The organism is Shewanella sp. 10N.286.51.B2 (genome assembly GCF_041469265.1).
Lineage (GTDB): Bacteria > Pseudomonadota > Gammaproteobacteria > Enterobacterales > Shewanellaceae > Shewanella.
In genome coordinates this window covers 44,757-60,745 of record NZ_JBFRKH010000058.1, presented here as the reverse complement: position 1 = coordinate 60,745, position 15,989 = coordinate 44,757, and the positions used below count along the sequence as shown (strand labels likewise).

The 15,989-nt window shown below is 42.4% G+C and carries 16 protein-coding genes; 15 read left to right on the top strand and 1 reads right to left on the bottom strand.

All coding sequences use genetic code 11. The features are described 5' to 3' along the window. Nucleotides 1–9: 9 nt before the first annotated feature. On the bottom strand, nt 10–801 hold the full coding sequence (gene map, locus AB4140_RS15690) for a type I methionyl aminopeptidase (RefSeq protein ID WP_076542906.1): 792 nt from the start codon (nt 799–801) through the stop codon (nt 10–12). 330 nt (nt 802–1,131) lie between these two features. On the opposite strand from map, the gene rpsB reads away from it, so the two are divergent. The 15 genes from rpsB to rnhB all read left to right on the top strand — a co-directional run bounded on the left by rpsB (nt 1,132) and on the right by rnhB (nt 15,882). Further along, nucleotides 1,132–1,860 carry a 30S ribosomal protein S2 gene (gene rpsB, locus AB4140_RS15685; RefSeq protein ID WP_076542905.1) on the top strand — a complete coding sequence of 243 codons (729 nt, stop codon included), beginning with the start codon at nt 1,132–1,134 and terminating at the stop codon, nt 1,858–1,860. 115 nt (nt 1,861–1,975) lie between these two features. After that, on the top strand, nt 1,976–2,827 hold the full coding sequence (gene tsf, locus AB4140_RS15680) for a translation elongation factor Ts (RefSeq protein WP_076542904.1): 852 nt from the start codon (nt 1,976–1,978) through the stop codon (nt 2,825–2,827). Nucleotides 2,828–2,894: 67 nt separating this feature from the next. Next, nucleotides 2,895–3,632 (top strand): UMP kinase, encoded by a 738-nt coding sequence (pyrH, locus tag AB4140_RS15675; RefSeq protein WP_076542903.1) that lies wholly within the window; start codon nt 2,895–2,897, stop codon nt 3,630–3,632. A 109-nt stretch (nt 3,633–3,741) separates the two neighbouring features. Beyond that, complete coding sequence (gene frr / locus AB4140_RS15670; protein ID WP_076542902.1) at nt 3,742–4,299, top strand: ribosome recycling factor; 558 nt, start codon at nt 3,742–3,744, stop codon at nt 4,297–4,299. A gap of 83 nt (nt 4,300–4,382) precedes the next feature. Beyond that, the gene (locus tag AB4140_RS15665; protein ID WP_102439651.1) at nt 4,383–5,207 is read left to right on the top strand and encodes an isoprenyl transferase; all 825 of its coding nucleotides are present in this window, start codon (nt 4,383–4,385) and stop codon (nt 5,205–5,207) included. 20 nt (nt 5,208–5,227) lie between these two features. Then, entirely contained in the window at nt 5,228–6,085 is an 858-nt protein-coding gene (locus tag AB4140_RS15660) for a phosphatidate cytidylyltransferase (RefSeq protein WP_102439650.1), read from the top strand. Between the two features lie 4 nt (nt 6,086–6,089). Continuing rightward, a complete protein-coding gene (gene ispC / locus AB4140_RS15655) occupies nt 6,090–7,280 on the top strand; it encodes a 1-deoxy-D-xylulose-5-phosphate reductoisomerase (protein WP_102439649.1) in 1,191 nt (396 codons plus the stop codon). 14 nt (nt 7,281–7,294) lie between these two features. Then, complete coding sequence (gene rseP, locus AB4140_RS15650; RefSeq protein ID WP_372001645.1) at nt 7,295–8,665, top strand: sigma E protease regulator RseP; 1,371 nt, start codon at nt 7,295–7,297, stop codon at nt 8,663–8,665. 30 nt (nt 8,666–8,695) lie between these two features. Then, nucleotides 8,696–11,179, top strand: a complete 2,484-nt coding sequence (gene bamA, locus AB4140_RS15645; protein WP_372001643.1) for an outer membrane protein assembly factor BamA — start codon at nt 8,696–8,698, stop codon at nt 11,177–11,179. 56 nt (nt 11,180–11,235) lie between these two features. Beyond that, complete coding sequence (locus tag AB4140_RS15640) at nt 11,236–11,733, top strand: OmpH family outer membrane protein (RefSeq protein ID WP_102439646.1); 498 nt, start codon at nt 11,236–11,238, stop codon at nt 11,731–11,733. Beyond that, entirely contained in the window at nt 11,733–12,752 is a 1,020-nt protein-coding gene (lpxD, locus tag AB4140_RS15635) for a UDP-3-O-(3-hydroxymyristoyl)glucosamine N-acyltransferase (protein WP_372001641.1), read from the top strand. Before AB4140_RS15640 ends, lpxD begins: the two co-directional genes overlap by 1 nt. Before the next feature lie 35 nt (nt 12,753–12,787). Continuing rightward, the gene (fabZ, locus tag AB4140_RS15630; protein ID WP_076542894.1) at nt 12,788–13,249 is read left to right on the top strand and encodes a 3-hydroxyacyl-ACP dehydratase FabZ; all 462 of its coding nucleotides are present in this window, start codon (nt 12,788–12,790) and stop codon (nt 13,247–13,249) included. Beyond that, nucleotides 13,246–14,016, top strand: coding sequence for an acyl-ACP--UDP-N-acetylglucosamine O-acyltransferase (lpxA, locus tag AB4140_RS15625; protein WP_102439644.1), 771 nt, complete (start codon nt 13,246–13,248; stop codon nt 14,014–14,016). Before fabZ ends, lpxA begins: the two co-directional genes overlap by 4 nt. A gap of 8 nt (nt 14,017–14,024) precedes the next feature. Beyond that, nucleotides 14,025–15,167, top strand: coding sequence for a lipid-A-disaccharide synthase (gene lpxB / locus AB4140_RS15620; RefSeq protein WP_102476172.1), 1,143 nt, complete (start codon nt 14,025–14,027; stop codon nt 15,165–15,167). An 88-nt stretch (nt 15,168–15,255) separates the two neighbouring features. Beyond that, a complete protein-coding gene (rnhB, locus tag AB4140_RS15615; protein WP_372001667.1) occupies nt 15,256–15,882 on the top strand; it encodes a ribonuclease HII in 627 nt (208 codons plus the stop codon). Nucleotides 15,883–15,989: the final 107 nt, after the last annotated feature.

The following is a 15,989-nucleotide window of genomic DNA, read 5'->3' as shown; positions in this document are numbered from 1 at the left end:
ACCTAAAAATTAAAGCGTTCTTGGGAATTCTTCTTCATTACGTAGTGTGAGTACTTCGACTCCGGTTTTAGTCACTAGCAATGTGTGTTCCCATTGTGCTGATTTTTTACCATCTGAAGTGGTCACTGTCCAGTTATCTTCTTTATCTAAAACCGTTGTGTAGCGTCCAGCATTAATCATTGGCTCGATTGTGAAACACATGCCTTCTTTTAAAACCGTTTTGTCGTTGTTTTTATAATGGACCACTTGTGGCTCTTCGTGAAAGCCTTCACCGATGCCGTGACCACAATAATCTTGCACGATTGAGTATTTGTCTAAACCAGATTTACTGGCTTTAATGAACTTTTCGATAGCAGTGCCAATTTCACCTAACTTAGCACCCGGCTTGACTTTCTTAATGGCTAAATAAAGGCTTTCTTGAGCAATACGAACTAGACGTTTGTCTTTAGGGCTAACATCACCAATTAAAAACATTTTAGAGGTGTCGCCATGAAAGCCATCTTTGATCACTGTGATATCGATATTGAGCACGTCACCGTCTTTTAATATGTAAGGGCCAGGAATACCATGACACACGACTTCATTTACCGAAGTACAGATTGATTTTGGAAAGCCGTGATAGTTCAGCGGTGCAGAGATAGCTCCATGTTCTTCAGTGTATTTAGCACAGATTTCATTCAACTCATCTGTCGTTACTCCCACTTTTACATGTGGGGCTATCATTTCTAACACGTCAGCGGCTAATTTACCTGCTACACGCATTTTTTCGATTTGTTCTGCTGTCTTGATAACTATGCTCATGAATTTTCTCTTACCGTTGTCGCTGTCAAAAAAGCGCATTTAAAATGTGGCAAAATTTGTACTTTTTACCCAGTTATGATATAAAGCGCGCCGTTATGTATAAGTCTTAACGAAACATAAAAGTGAACTAAGCATCAAAGCTTTCTTCACTTATTGCTTCACTAAGAGTAAAATATGGCGGCCATTATACATGTTATAGATGGCAATTTAACTAAATACTAAATCACACACGTATCGACACATTCTTCGGGGTGCTCTTAGTCTATTTTAGGCAAGGGTCGAAGGTATGGGATCCGTGGAGGTCTAACCCCCCAAATTAAGGTATATAAAATGACTACTGTTTCAATGCGCGACATGCTTCAAGCTGGTGTTCACTTCGGTCACCAAACTCGTTACTGGAATCCTAAGATGAAACCTTTCATCTTCGGTGCACGTAATGGTGTTCATATCATCAACCTTGAGCACACTGTACCAATGTTCAACGAAGCTTTAGCTTTCATTAGCAATGTTGCTTCTAAGAAAGGTAAAGTTCTTTTTGTTGGTACTAAGCGCGCTGCTGGCGAAGCTATCAAAGAAGCTGCAATCTCTTGTGACCAGTACTACGTTGATCACCGCTGGTTAGGCGGTATGTTGACTAACTGGAAAACTGTTCGTCAGTCAATCAAACGTCTTAAAGAGCTAGAAAGCCAGTCTGTTGACGGTACTTTCGACAAGCTTACTAAGAAAGAAGCGTTAATGCGTACTCGCGAGCTAGAGAAGTTAGAAAAATCTCTTGGTGGTATCAAAAACATGGGCGGCTTACCTGACGTATTATTCGTTATCGGTGCTGACCACGAGCATATCGCTATTAAAGAAGCTAACAACTTAGGTATCCCAGTTGTTGCTGTTGTTGATACTAACTCTGCTCCAGATGGCGTTAACTACATCGTTCCTGGTAACGATGATGCTATGCGTTCTATCCGTTTGTACACTTCTTCTGTTGCTGCAGCTGCTAACTCAGGCCGTGGTCAAGATTTAGCTGTTCAAGCTGAGCAAGACGGTTTCGTAGAAACTGTTTAATAAGGTTGATGGTTACCATCTCCCTTATTTGCCAATAATTAATTGGTGAACAGGGGCCTTTAGGCCCCTGTTTTATAGATGAAATATTAAACGAATCAAATTTGAGGACTTAACAATGGCAATTACTGCTGCCCAAGTTAAAGAACTTCGTGACCGCACTGGCGCTGGCATGATGGACTGTAAAAAAGCATTGACTGAAACTAACGGTGATATCGAGCTAGCGATTGATAACATGCGTAAGAGCGGTGCTGCAAAAGCTGCTAAAAAAGCAGGTAACATTGCTGCTGAAGGTACAATTCTAATCAAGCAAGCTGAAGGCTACACAGCATTATTAGAAGTTAACTGCCAAACAGATTTCGTTGCTAAAGACGGTAACTTCTTAGCATTTGCTAACGAAGTACTTGAAGTTGCTGCTGCATCTAAAGTAACAATCGAAGAGCTAAAAGCACAGTTTGAAGAAACTCGTGTTGCTTTAGTAGCTAAAATCGGTGAAAACATCAACGTTCGTCGTATCGAGTACATCGATGGCGCTACTCAAGCGACTTACCGTCACGGCGACCGTATCGGTGTTGTTGTAACGGGTGAAGCTGACGCTGAAACACTTAAGCACATCGCAATGCATGTTGCTGCTTCTAAGCCTGAATTCGTTAATCCAACTGACGTACCTGCTGATGTTGTTGCTCGTGAGCAAGCGCTTCAAGTAGAAATCGCGATGAACGAAGGTAAGCCTCAAGAAATCGCTGAGAAGATGGTTATTGGCCGTATGAAGAAGTTTACTGGTGAGATCTCTCTTACTGGTCAAGCTTACATCATGGAGCCTAAGAAAACTGTTGGCGATATTCTTAAAGAGAAAGGCGCAACAGTATCTAACTTCATTCGTTTAGAAGTGGGTGAAGGTATCGAGAAGAAAGAAGAAGATTTTGCTGCAGAAGTTGCTGCACAAATCGCCGCTACTAAAAAAGCGTAATTCAACATCTCTTCATACCCTAAAGCCGCAGCAACCGCTGCGGTTTTGTTATAATTAGGAAAAAGTTATGAGCACCAATCCAAAACCTGCATTTAGACGCGTTCTTTTAAAATTAAGTGGTGAAGCCTTGATGGGCGAAGAAGGCTTCGGTATTGACCCTAAAGTACTTGATCGTATGGCTCAAGAAGTCAAAGAACTGGTTGAGTTAGGTATTCAAGTTGGGGTTGTAATTGGTGGTGGTAATCTATTCCGTGGTGAAGGCTTAGCGCAAGCTGGTATGAATCGTGTTGTTGGCGATCATATGGGCATGTTAGCAACCGTAATGAACGGCCTTGCAATGCGTGATGCACTGCACCGTGCCTATGTAAATGCACGTTTGATGTCAGCCATTCCTTTAAAAGGTGTGTGTGATGACTACAACTGGGCTGAAGCAATCAGTTTATTAAAATCGGGTCGTGTTGTGATTTTTGCAGCGGGTACCGGTAATCCATTCTGTACAACCGATTCAGCAGCCTGCTTACGCGGCATTGAAATTGAAGCTGAAGTTGTACTTAAAGGCACTAAAGTTGATGGTGTTTATTCAGCTGATCCAATGAAGGATCCAGAAGCGGTTAAATACGACACCCTGTGCTTCAACGAAGTGTTAGAAAACGAATTTAAGGTAATGGACTTAGCAGCATTTACGCTAGCCCGTGACCACAACATGCCAATATTAGTATTCAACATGAATAAGCCAGGTGCATTGCGCCGTGTTATCATGGGCGAAGAAGAAGGCACGTATATTAGCGCTAAAAAATCAAGCTAAATCAGGCTTAGAAATTTAACTTGAACGGGTATCGACAAAGGGCAACCCGTGTACCATTATCAAGGTGCCGTTCAGGTATTAAGTGTTTGTGACCAAAAGGATATTTAACGTGATTAATACAATTAAAGAAGATGCTCAAGAACGTATGAGCAAATGTGTTGAAGCAACTAAAAACCAAATGGCCAAAGTGCGTACCGGCCGTGCTCACCCAAGTTTACTTGATTCAATTCAGGTTTCTTACTACGGTTCTATGACACCACTTAAGCAAGTTGCTAATATTGGTATCGAAGACTCACGTACGCTAAATGTAACTGTATTTGATGCTACTATGGTGCAAGCTGTAGAAAAAGCGATTATGAGCTCTGATTTAGGCTTAAATCCAATGACTGCCGGCAACTCAATGCGTATTCCATTACCAGCATTGACTGAAGAGCGTCGTAAAGATTTCATCAAAGTGGTTCGTGGTGAAGCTGAAAATGGCCGTGTTGCAGTCCGTAACGTTCGCCGTGATGCTATCAGCGAAATTAAAAAGCTTGAGAAAGCAAAAGAGTGTACTGAAGATGATGTTCGCCGTAGCGAAGATGAAATTCAGAAGTTCACCGATGCTAGCATCAAGAATATTGATGGAATTTTAGCTGTTAAAGAAAAAGAATTGATGGAAGTCTAATTCTCCTCATAGCAAAGCTAGAGTTGAAGCGCCGTGTAAGGTTATACTACACGGCGTTTGTCTATTTGAAAGGGTTGTAATAGATGTCATCCACTGTTGGATTTGAGCCAGAAACACAATTAGATACCGATATTGATTCATCAGAGCAATTGCCTGGGCAATTATCTGATGTGGTTAAACAGTCGTTGCCTAAACATGTTGCCATCATTATGGATGGCAATGGCCGCTGGGCTCAGCAACAAGGTAAACCAAGAGTGTTCGGCCACAAGGCCGGTGTAAAGGCCGTGCGTCGGGCTGTCAGTGTGGCGAGCCAGTTACAAATCGAGTCGTTAACCTTGTTTGCTTTTTCCAGTGAAAATTGGCGTCGTCCTGATAAAGAAGTCAGTTTGCTGATGGAATTGTTTTTCACTGTATTACAGCGCGAAATCAAACTACTGCATAATAATCAAGTGCGTTTAAATATTATCGGTGATATCAGCCGCTTTTCTGCACGTTTACAAAAACAGATCCATGAAGCACAACAAAAAACGGCAGGCAATACTGGTTTAGTGCTTAATGTTGCTGCTAACTATGGTGGCCGCTGGGATATTTTACAAGCGACACAAAAGTTAGCGGATAAAGTCGCCCAAGGTGATTTAGCATCCGATGAGTTAACTGAAGATTTATTAAATCAACAACTGTGCATGCACGGACAAAATGAAGTTGATTTGATGATCCGGACAGGCGGTGATTACCGCATCAGTAATTTTATTTTATGGCAGGCTGCATATGCGGAGTTAGTCTTTACTGACACCTTATGGCCAGATTTCAATGAGCAAGCGTTTAAAGATGCCCTTGCTGTATTTGCCAGTAGACAGCGCCGCTTTGGTTTGACAGGCAGTCAAATCGAAGAAATTCGCGCTATATAAAGAATTAAGAGGCTAAACTTTTGTTAAAACAAAGAATTATAACAGTATTATGGTTACTTCCTCTCGTTATAGGGGCCATTTTCTTTCTGCCTGCAGAGTATTTTGCTTGGGTTTTGGTGCCGGTATTCATGATCGGCGCAAAAGAGTGGGGCAGCTTTATTGACCCTGAGTGTAAAGTGACCCAGTGGACATTTACCGTCACAGTCACCGTTATTTTATTAGCGTTAAACTTTATCGTACCTGTGGATGCAATGTGGCTTAAAGGCCAATTACACCCTATTTTTGTCTCTATTATTGCTATTGGTGCTTTTTGGTGGTTTTTAAGCGCACTTTTAGTTATTTCATTTCCTAAAACTGACAGCATATGGAAAAACAGCCCAATGCTGAAGTCGATGTTTGGTCAGCTAACACTTATTCCCTGTTTTGTTGCCCTCATTACGCTCAAATCAATCAGCAGTAATGTTGACCCTTATTTTGGCGGCACCTTAGTCTTTTTAGTCATGTTAGTTGTTTGGGCCGCTGATACAGGTGCTTATTTTGCTGGTCGCGCATTTGGTAAGCATAAATTGATGCCCAATGTTAGCCCTAATAAAACCCTTGAAGGTTTGATTGGTGGCTTATTAGCAACCTTGGTCGTCGCATGTGGGGTGATGTATTACTCACCAGAACAAGAATTAGCTTTAGTGATTACCGTTACGCTGATAACCGCTTTAGCTTCAGCCTTTGGTGATTTATCTGAAAGCATGTTTAAACGTGCTGCTGATATAAAAGATTCAGGTACTATTTTACCAGGCCATGGTGGAGTACTCGATAGAATGGACAGTTTAACGGCTGCACTACCGATCTTCACTCTTATCTACATCGCATTCTGGATTTAATACAATGCAAAATATGGTCATTTTAGGCGCTACTGGCTCCATTGGGTCAAGTACGTTAAGTGTTATTAGCCAAAACCCACAGCAATATGCGGTTTATGGTCTCGTTGCCAATGCCAGCGTCGATAAAATGTTGTCATTATGTATCGAGCATAAACCAGTATATGCACATATGGTCGATGAATCTGCAGCTAAGGCGCTGCAGCAGCGTATACCTGCTAATATTGCCACTAAGGTGACAACAGGTGAGGATGCGTTATTAGGTCTTGTCACGGCTTCTGAAGTTGATACGGTTATGGCCGCGATTGTCGGCGCAGCAGGTCTTGTTTCAACCTTTGCCGCAGTTAAAGCGGGCAAACGGGTATTGCTGGCAAATAAAGAAGCCTTAGTCATGTCTGGCGAATTGTTTATGCAGGCTACAGTGCAAAGTGGCGCGACCCTACTGCCGGTCGATAGTGAGCATAATGCTATTTTTCAGTGCTTACCTGCCGATATTCAAGCCAACCTTGGGCACTGTGATTTAACCGCATCTGGTATTTCGCATATTTTACTGACAGGCTCTGGTGGCCCATTTTTAACCGCCGATTTAGCCGCGCTTCAATCCATGACGCCAGCACAAGCGTGTAATCACCCTAATTGGTCAATGGGACCTAAAATTTCAGTCGATTCAGCCACCATGATGAACAAGGGTCTTGAGTTTATTGAAGCGCGCTGGTTATTCAATACTAAGGCTGAGCAATTGAAAGTGGTTATTCACCCGCAAAGTGTGATTCACTCTATGGTGCAATATCGAGATGGTTCAGTGCTCGCACAAATGGGTAACCCAGATATGCGTACACCTATTGCCCATTGTATGTCTTTTCCTGAAAGAATTAACGCTGGAGTTGAACCTTTGGACTTTTTCAAAGTCCGAGAATTGAGCTTCTGTGAACCTGACTTCAATCGTTTCCCATGTTTAGGCTTAGCAATGCAGGCTTGTGAGCAAGGGCAAGAGGCGACAACAGTACTTAACGCCGCTAACGAAATTGCCGTAGCAGCCTTTTTAGCTGAACAAATCAAGTTCACTGACATCGCTAAAGTTAATGAAGCGTGTTTATTAAAAGTGCCGCAGTCGTCGTTATCGACGATTGAAGATATTGTACAGTTAGATGCACAAGCACGTGCTATTGCTCATGAAGCAATTAAATCAATTAACTAGTTCTTAGGAGAACAATGTTAGATTTTTTATGGAACCTAGGGTCATTTATTGTCGCATTAGGTATTTTGATTACAGTTCATGAATACGGACATTTTTGGGTTGCACGCCGTTGCGGCATAAAAGTCGAACGTTTTTCTATTGGCTTTGGTAAAGCCATTTGGCGCAAGGTTGGTAAAGACGGCACTGAGTACGTTGTGGCGATGATCCCGCTTGGCGGTTATGTCAAAATGCTTGATGAGCGAGTAGAAGATGTCCCAGAGGAATTACTCGACCAAGCTTTTAATCGAAAAACCGTTTGGCAGCGTATTGCGGTTGTGGCAGCCGGGCCCATGGCCAACTTTTTGTTCGCCATTGTTGCCTTATACCTTATGTACATCATTGGCGTACCTTCTTTTAAGCCTGTTATTGATACCACCAAAGCCAATACTCCTGCGGCGCAGATAAGCATTAAAGAGCCAATGCAAATTTTATCGGTATCTGGTCAAAAAGTCAGAAACTGGGAAGAAGTTAATTTAGCGTTAGTGAGTCATATTGGCGGCGATTCGTTAGAGATCAGTCTTACACCGCTTAATGCGGCCGTTACAGATGCCCAGCTTGGTCAATCCCATACGCTTGATATTAGCCAATGGACATTTGACCCCGATAAAGAATCGCCAATTAGTGCAATTGGTTTAGGTATTTATCGCCCAGCCATTGAACCTAAAATAGCCTTGATCACCAAAGGTAGCGCGGCAGAATATGCTGGTATGCAGGTTGGCGATGAAATTACTGCCATCAATGGTAAACCATACCGCGATTGGAATGCGTTTGTAGATGTGATACAAAAGTCTGCCGATAAAACGGTGCAGCTAAAAATATTACGTGATAATCAAGCATTAACCCTTAATGTCACCCCGCAAGCACAAACCAATGCTGCAGGCCAAGTGATTGGCATGGTCGGGGTAAGTCCTACTCAAATTGATTGGCCGGAAAGTATGCGCTTCCAGCTTGAGTATGGCATAGTAGATTCCTTCACAGCAGCCGCTGATAAAACATGGCAACTGGTGGTTGTCAGCTTTAAGATGATTGGAAAACTGTTTACCGGCGATGTGTCGGTGAAAAACTTAAGTGGTCCTATTTCTATAGCTCAAGGTGCTGGTACCAGTGCAGACTATGGATTTGTGTACTTTCTTGGGTTTATCGCACTCATCAGTGTGAACTTAGGCATCATTAATTTAATGCCTTTGCCAGTGCTCGATGGGGGACACTTGCTGTATTACTTTATCGAAGTGATTACGGGTAAGCCTGTACCGGAGAAGGTACAGGACATAGGATTCAGGTTTGGCGCAGCGATGCTGTTATTGTTGATGAGTGTTGCACTCTTTAATGATTTTTCCAGACTCTGAGCAGGGAACACAAATAATTAGAAGTGCTCTATGAGATTGAATAAACTTTTTGCCTCGATGATTTTAGTCGGCGCGTCATTTTCAGGCAATGGTATGGCGGAAACTTTCCAACCATTTGAAGTGACCGACATCCAGATTGATGGTTTACAGCGAGTCGCACTTGGTGCTGCCTTGCTAAACCTGCCCGTTAAAGTGGGCGATACGGTAGACCAAGTAAAATTACAGCAAGCCATTAAAAGCTTGTATGCCTCAACCAACTTCGAAACCATCAGTGTTAGCCATGAAGATGGCGTATTGCTTGTTTCCGTTAAAGAGCGTGCCACTATCAGTGCTGTTACCTTTGAAGGTAACAAAGATATTAAAGATGAGCAGTTACAAGAAAGCTTAGACGGCTCAGGTATTAAAATCGGTGAGTCACTTGATAGAACCATGTTGTCAGGCATCGAAAAAGGCCTGCAAGATTTCTATTACGGTGTGGGTAAATACGGCGCGAAAGTTGAAGCAGAAGTCATTAACTTACCTCGTAACCGTGTTGAACTTAAATTTAACTTCACTGAAGGCTTAGCGGCTGAAATTCGCCAAATTAACGTAGTGGGTAATACCGTTTTTTCAGATTCTGAATTAATTGGTTTACTTGAGCTTAAAGATTACGTTGCTTGGTGGGACTTATTTGGTGAGCGCCGTTATCAAAAGCAAAAGCTTGAAGCTGATTTAGAAACGGTAAAAACCTACTATCACAACCAAGGTTATATTCGCTTTGCGGTAACATCAACCCAAGTGGCAATGACCCCTGATAGAAAAGGCTTGTACATCACCATCAATGTTGATGAAGGTGATAAGTACGAGGTCTCTGAAGTTAACTTAACCGGTGATTTAATGGGCCGTGAAGAGTTGATGAAGGCTATCTTGCCGATCAAAGAAGGCGATATGTACAACGGTGGTGATGTTACCTTCACCGAAGAAATGTACAGCAAGTATTTAGGCCGTTTTGGTTATGCTTATCCTGAAGTAAAAACCTATCCAGAAATTAATGACGAAACCAAAGAGGTTGCATTAAACATTAATGTTAACCCTGGTAAACGTGTTTACGTGCGCTCAATTAACTTCAGCGGTAACACAGTTACTAAAGATGAAGTAATGCGTCGTGAACTACGTCAAATGGAAGGTGCGTGGTTAAACTCAGCTCAAGTTGAGCAGTCAAAAGTATTGTTAAACCGTTTAGGTTACTTTGAAACAGTTGATACTGAAACCGTACAAGTACCTGGCAGTGATGACTTAGTGGATGTGGCTTTCAATGTGAAAGAACAGCCATCTGGTTCATTTAACGCCGGTGTGGGTTATGGTACTGAATCAGGCTTAAGTCTGCAGTTTGGTGTACAGCAAAGTAACTTCTTAGGTACGGGTAACCAAGCGGGTATTAACTTAAATACCAATAAGTATTCTAAGAACGTTAACTTCTCTTACACTGACCCGTACTTTACTAAAGATGGTGTGAGCTTAGGCGGCAGTATCTTCTGGAACGAGTTTGATGCAAACGAGGCTAACCTTGAGCGTTATAAGAATAAATCTTATGGCATCGCGGTAAACTCAGGCTTCCCGATAAACGAAAATAACCGTTTAAATGGTGGTATCGGCTATCGTCATAACGCGATTTCAGAAATCTCTGCTTACGAACAAGCATTACGTTTCTATAATGTTTACCGTGAGTCTGATGACCCGAATTCTGATTTAGCCTTTGATAACTTTGAGATAAATGGTGGTTGGTATCGCAGTACATTAAACCGCGGCACCTTCCCAACAGATGGTTCATCGCAGCGCCTAAGTGCGAAAGCAACCATTCCAGGGTCGGATCTGCAGTATTTTAAAACTGACTTTGATACCAACTTTTACTTACCATTAACCCGTAACCACAGCTTTGTGTTACTAACGCGAGCGCGCTTAGGTTATGCCAATGGTTATGGTAAGTTTAATGAGAATGATCAAATTTTGCCTTTCTGGGAAAACTATTACTCAGGTGGTAGTAGCTCATTACGTGGCTTTAAGTCTAATTCTGTCGGCCCTCGTTCGTTCTATTTATATCGTGGTAGTGAGCCATGTGCGCCAGATCCATCAGGTGACGGCTGTACACTGCCAGGTGATCCTAACCGAATTCAAGTGAGTTCTGGTCGTTCTATTGGTGGTAATGCCATTGCGACTGCCAGTGTGGAAATGATTGTTCCAACGCCTTTCTTGGATGAGGCTTATTCTAATTCAGTACGTACTAGTTTCTTTGTTGATGCTGGTAACGTATGGGATACCGAGTTTGATTATGACTCGTATAGATACCTTCCAGCGGATGAGTTTGACAAACTGGAAGATTATAGCGACCCAGGTCGGATCCGTGCCTCTTGGGGTATGAGCGTCCAATGGTTATCACCAATGGGACCTATGGTGTTTAGCTTGGCTTGGCCGATTAAAGAGTACGAAGATGATGAAACAGAGATATTTTCGTTCAACATTGGCAAAACGTTCTAAAACAAATACACTCAGCAAGTTTTGCTGATAATAACAAGGAGTCTATTTTGAAAAAGATGTTAAATCGCGCGTTAGTAACAATGGCATTTTTAAGTGCACCTATGATGGCACATGCGGAAAAAATTGCTGTGGTTGATATGGGCGAAGTATTTGAGCAACTGCCTCAACGTGAACAAATTTCACAGTCACTAAAAACTGAGTTTGGTGATCGAGTTGCTGACGTACAAAAAATGCAAGAACAAATGCGTACATTAGTTGAAAAGCAACAACGTGATGGCGCGTTAATGAGCGAAAGTCAAAAAACTGAGCTTGGACGTGAAATGGAATCACTAAAGTCTGATTTCCAATTAAAAGGCAAAGCACTTGATGAAGATATGCGTCGTCGTCAAGGTGAAGAGCAAAACAAGCTTTTAGTTAAAGTACAAGAAGCGATTAATACTATTGCTGCAAAAGAGTCTTATGACATCGTATTGCAACGTGGTGCTGTCATCTACGTTAAGCCAGATGCTGATATCAGTGATAAAGTTGTTCAAGCGTTAAGTAAAGGCAACTAATGAAAACCGTGACTTTAAAAGAGCTTGGTCAGCTATTAGGCGCATCTGTTAAAGGCGACGACACTTTGGTGATCACCAGTGTTGCGACCCTAGAAGATGCCGCCTCAGATCAACTTTCTTTTTTAGCCAATAGTAAATATCGTGCCCAGCTTGAGACCTCTCAAGCGGGTGCGGTGTTATTGAGTGAAAAAGATGCCGAAGATTACAGCGGCAATGCTTTAGTGTTAAAAGACCCATACGTGGGCTTTGCACGGGTAGCACAACTTTTAGATACCACCCCAAAAGTTACCAAAGGTATCCACCCCTCGGCACAAATCGATGCCTCAGCGCAACTGGGCGAGAATGTCGCTATAGGGGCTAATGCAGTTATTGATACTGGTGTCATTATTGGTAATGACGTACAAATTGGCGCAGGCAGCGTAATCGGCGAACAATCTATCATAGGTTCTGGCTGTATTTTAAAAGCTAATGTGACTTTTTATCATGATGTGATTGTTGGTCAGCAATGTATTTTTCATTCTGGTTGCGTGATTGGTTCTGATGGCTTTGGCTATGCGAACGAGCGCGGTAACTGGATCAAAATCCCACAAACTGGTGGTGTAAGAATTGGCGATAATGTAGAAATTGGCGCCAATACCACAGTAGATCGTGGTGCTTTATCTCATACAGAAATTCATGATGGCGTTATCATCGATAACCAAGTTCAAATTGCCCATAATTGTGTTGTCGGCCAAAATACCGCTATTGCAGGAACCTCATTCCTAGCCGGTAGTGCGACTCTTGGTAAGTACTGTATTATTGGTGGCGGTAGCGGTATCGCAGGCCATTTGAAGGTTGCAGACGGCACCCATGTCTCTGGCAGCACCAATGTGACAAGCGAAATTCGTAAACCAGGTTTGTATTCATCTGCTACAATTGCAATGGATAACAAATCATGGCGTCGCAATACTGTTCGTTTCCGTCATTTAGATGAATTATTTAATCGCGTCAAAGTGATTGAAAAGAAAATACAAGATTAGAAGTCATGGCATGATTGCCATTGCGAGGAATTAGCGTGTCAAACCAATTAAATACCATGGATATTGAAGAGATCCTTCAGTATCTTCCTCATAGATACCCTTTTTTGTTAGTTGACCGTGTTCTAGATTACACCGTAGGTGAGTCTTTACATGCGATTAAAAATGTCACCTTTAATGAGCCTTTTTTCCAAGGTCACTTCCCAGTTAAACCAGTAATGCCTGGTGTATTAATCATTGAAGCGATGGCCCAAGCAACGGGTTTGCTTGCATTTAAAACCATGAGTCCAGATCCATCACCAGATGTCTTATATTTACTTGCTGGTATTGATAAAGCACGTTTTAAGCGGGTGGTATCTCCAGGTGATCAGATTCATTTCCACGTTAAAATGATTAAAGAGCGCCGAGGAATTGGTGTATTTGAAGGACAAGCATTCGTCGATGGCGAGCTAGCCTGTTCAGCCGAAATCATGTGTGCACGCAGAGAGATCAACAAGTGATTGATAAGTTAGCATTCGTTCACCCAGACGCAAAAATTGGTAACAATGTCACGATTGGCCCTTGGAGTTATATTGGCGCTGACGTTGAAATTGGCGACGATACTTGGGTTAGTTCACATGTCGTTATCAAAGGCCCAAGTGTCATTGGTAAAGGCAATCGTTTCTTCCAGTTTTCTTCAATTGGCGAAGAATGCCAAGATAAGAAATATGCTGGTGAGCCAACAACTTTAATCATGGGTGATAATAATATCATTCGTGAAAACGTGACTATTCACCGCGGTACCATTCAAGATAATAGTGAAACCCGTATAGGTTCAAATAACCTACTTATGGCTTATGTGCATATCGCTCATGACTGCGTGCTAGGTGACAATATTATCATGGCAAATAATGCTTCTATTGCAGGCCATGTACATGTTGGTGATTGGGCTATTTTAGGTGGCATGACTGGTGTACATCAGTTTGTACATATTGGTGCCCATGCGTTTACTGCAGGCTCTTCAACCATCTTTCAAGATGTGCCGCCATTTGTGATGGCAGCCGGTAGCCCAGCTATCCCAAGAGGTCTGAACGTTGAAGGTTTGAAGCGCCGAGGTTTCACTAAAGAAACCCAACATGCTATTCGTCGTACCTATAAATCGCTATATCGTAAAAATTTAACGATTGAAGAAGCATTAGCTGAAATTACTGAAGACGCTGAAGCCGATGAATACGTTAAAGGCATGGTTGAATTCATCAATGGTTCATCTCGCGGGATCATTCGATAGTATTGATAATGACAAATAATACCCCTCGTATATTTGCTATGGTCGCCGGAGAAATCTCCGGCGATATTTTAGGCGCAGGCTTAATTAAGTCGCTACAAAATCACTACCCAGATGCGCGCTTTATTGGCATTGGTGGTCCTCAAATGGAGGCTCTTGGTTTCGAGAGCTTTTTTTCGTTTGAAGAGCTTGCCGTTATGGGGATTGTTGAAGTGTTAGCAAGGCTGCCGCGTTTACTTAAAGTGCGCGCCAGTTTGATTGAGCAAATTTGTGCAGCAAAACCTGATTGCTTTATTGGTATTGATGCGCCAGATTTTAACCTTGGGGTTGAACTCAAGTTAAAAAATAAAGGCATAAAAACGGTCCATTATGTGAGTCCGTCGGTCTGGGCTTGGCGTCCAAAACGTATTTTCAAAATCGAAAAAGCCACCAATATGGTGTTGTCGTTATTACCTTTTGAAAAAGCGTTTTATGACAAACATCAGGTGCCATGTACCTTTGTCGGTCATACTTTAGCGGATGATATTCCGCTTGAAAGCGATAAGTTAGCTGCCCGTAAACTGCTGGGTTTAGACCCTAATGCAGAATATTTAGCCATTTTGCCTGGATCTCGCGGTGGTGAGCTAAAACAGTTAGCTGAACCTTTTATTAAAGCGGCGCTGATTGTTAAGCAAGCTTATCCAGATATTAAGTTTGTCACGCCACTGGTTAATAAGGCCCGTAAGGAGCAGTTTATTGCCGCCCTTGAGCTGTATGCACCAGATTTGGTTATCGATTTAATTGAAGGGCAATCAAGGGAAGTCATGGCCGCAGCTGACGCTATTTTACTAGCATCAGGCACTGCAGCACTTGAAGCCATGCTGGTTAAAAGGCCTATGGTGATGTCTTATCGGGTTAATGCGCTGACTTACAAAATTGCTAAACGCATGATGTTAGTTGAGCATTACTCTTTGCCAAACTTGCTCGCGGGCAAAAAGCTTATTCCTGAAATTGTTCAAGATGAGTGTAATCCTGAGAATATTTCAGCTGCAGTGATTGAGCAGTTAAATGCAGATTTTACGCCGCTTAAGCAAGAGTTTGAGCAAATTCATCGCAGTTTACGCTGCAATGCCAGCGATAGAGCTGCTGACGCGGTAATTAACTTACTCGATTAATATCAGTAATTTTTAAAGCCTGATTGAGTGATGTTATTCGCTCAAGCAGGTTTTTTTATGGCAATTTTAGAGGTGATTTGTGAGTCGTATTCCTGCAGTAATAAAGGGTATTACCCCCGAACAAGTTGAATACATTAGCCGCGGCGTGGTCGCGGGTGTTGATGAAGTTGGCCGAGGCCCATTAGTGGGTGATGTGGTTACCGCAGCAGTTATTTTAGACCCTAATAATCCGATATCAGGCTTAAATGACTCAAAAAAATTAACTGAAAAACGCCGTGAATTGCTATTTACTGAAATCACTGAAAAAGCCTTATGCATTAGTGTCGGCCGTGCATCCCCATTAGAGATTGATGAACTTAACATTCTCCATGCCACCATGCTGGCTATGCAGCGGGCAGTGCAAGGCTTAACTATTACCCCAGAGCGAGTGTTGGTGGATGGGAATCGTAGTCCAGAGTTTGGAATCGTTAGTCATGCCATTATCAAAGGTGATGGCTTGGTGGCAGCAATAAGCGCCGCATCGATTATTGCCAAGGTAACCCGCGACAGGGAAATGGCTGAGCTTGATGCCAGATATCCACAATATGGGTTTGCCAATCATAAAGGTTACCCAACTAAAGCCCATTTTGAAGCATTAGCACAACATGGGGTATTAGCTGAACACCGCAAAAGTTTTAAACCAGTCATGGCAGTACTGGCAAAATCTGAATCTTAAACCGCTTTGGTTATAACAATATAGCATTAGACAGCATCGCCAAGTATTGCCTACGGCATTGGCGCTGTTTAATCGGCTTATTTAGCGATGATAGCCCTAATCTGTTC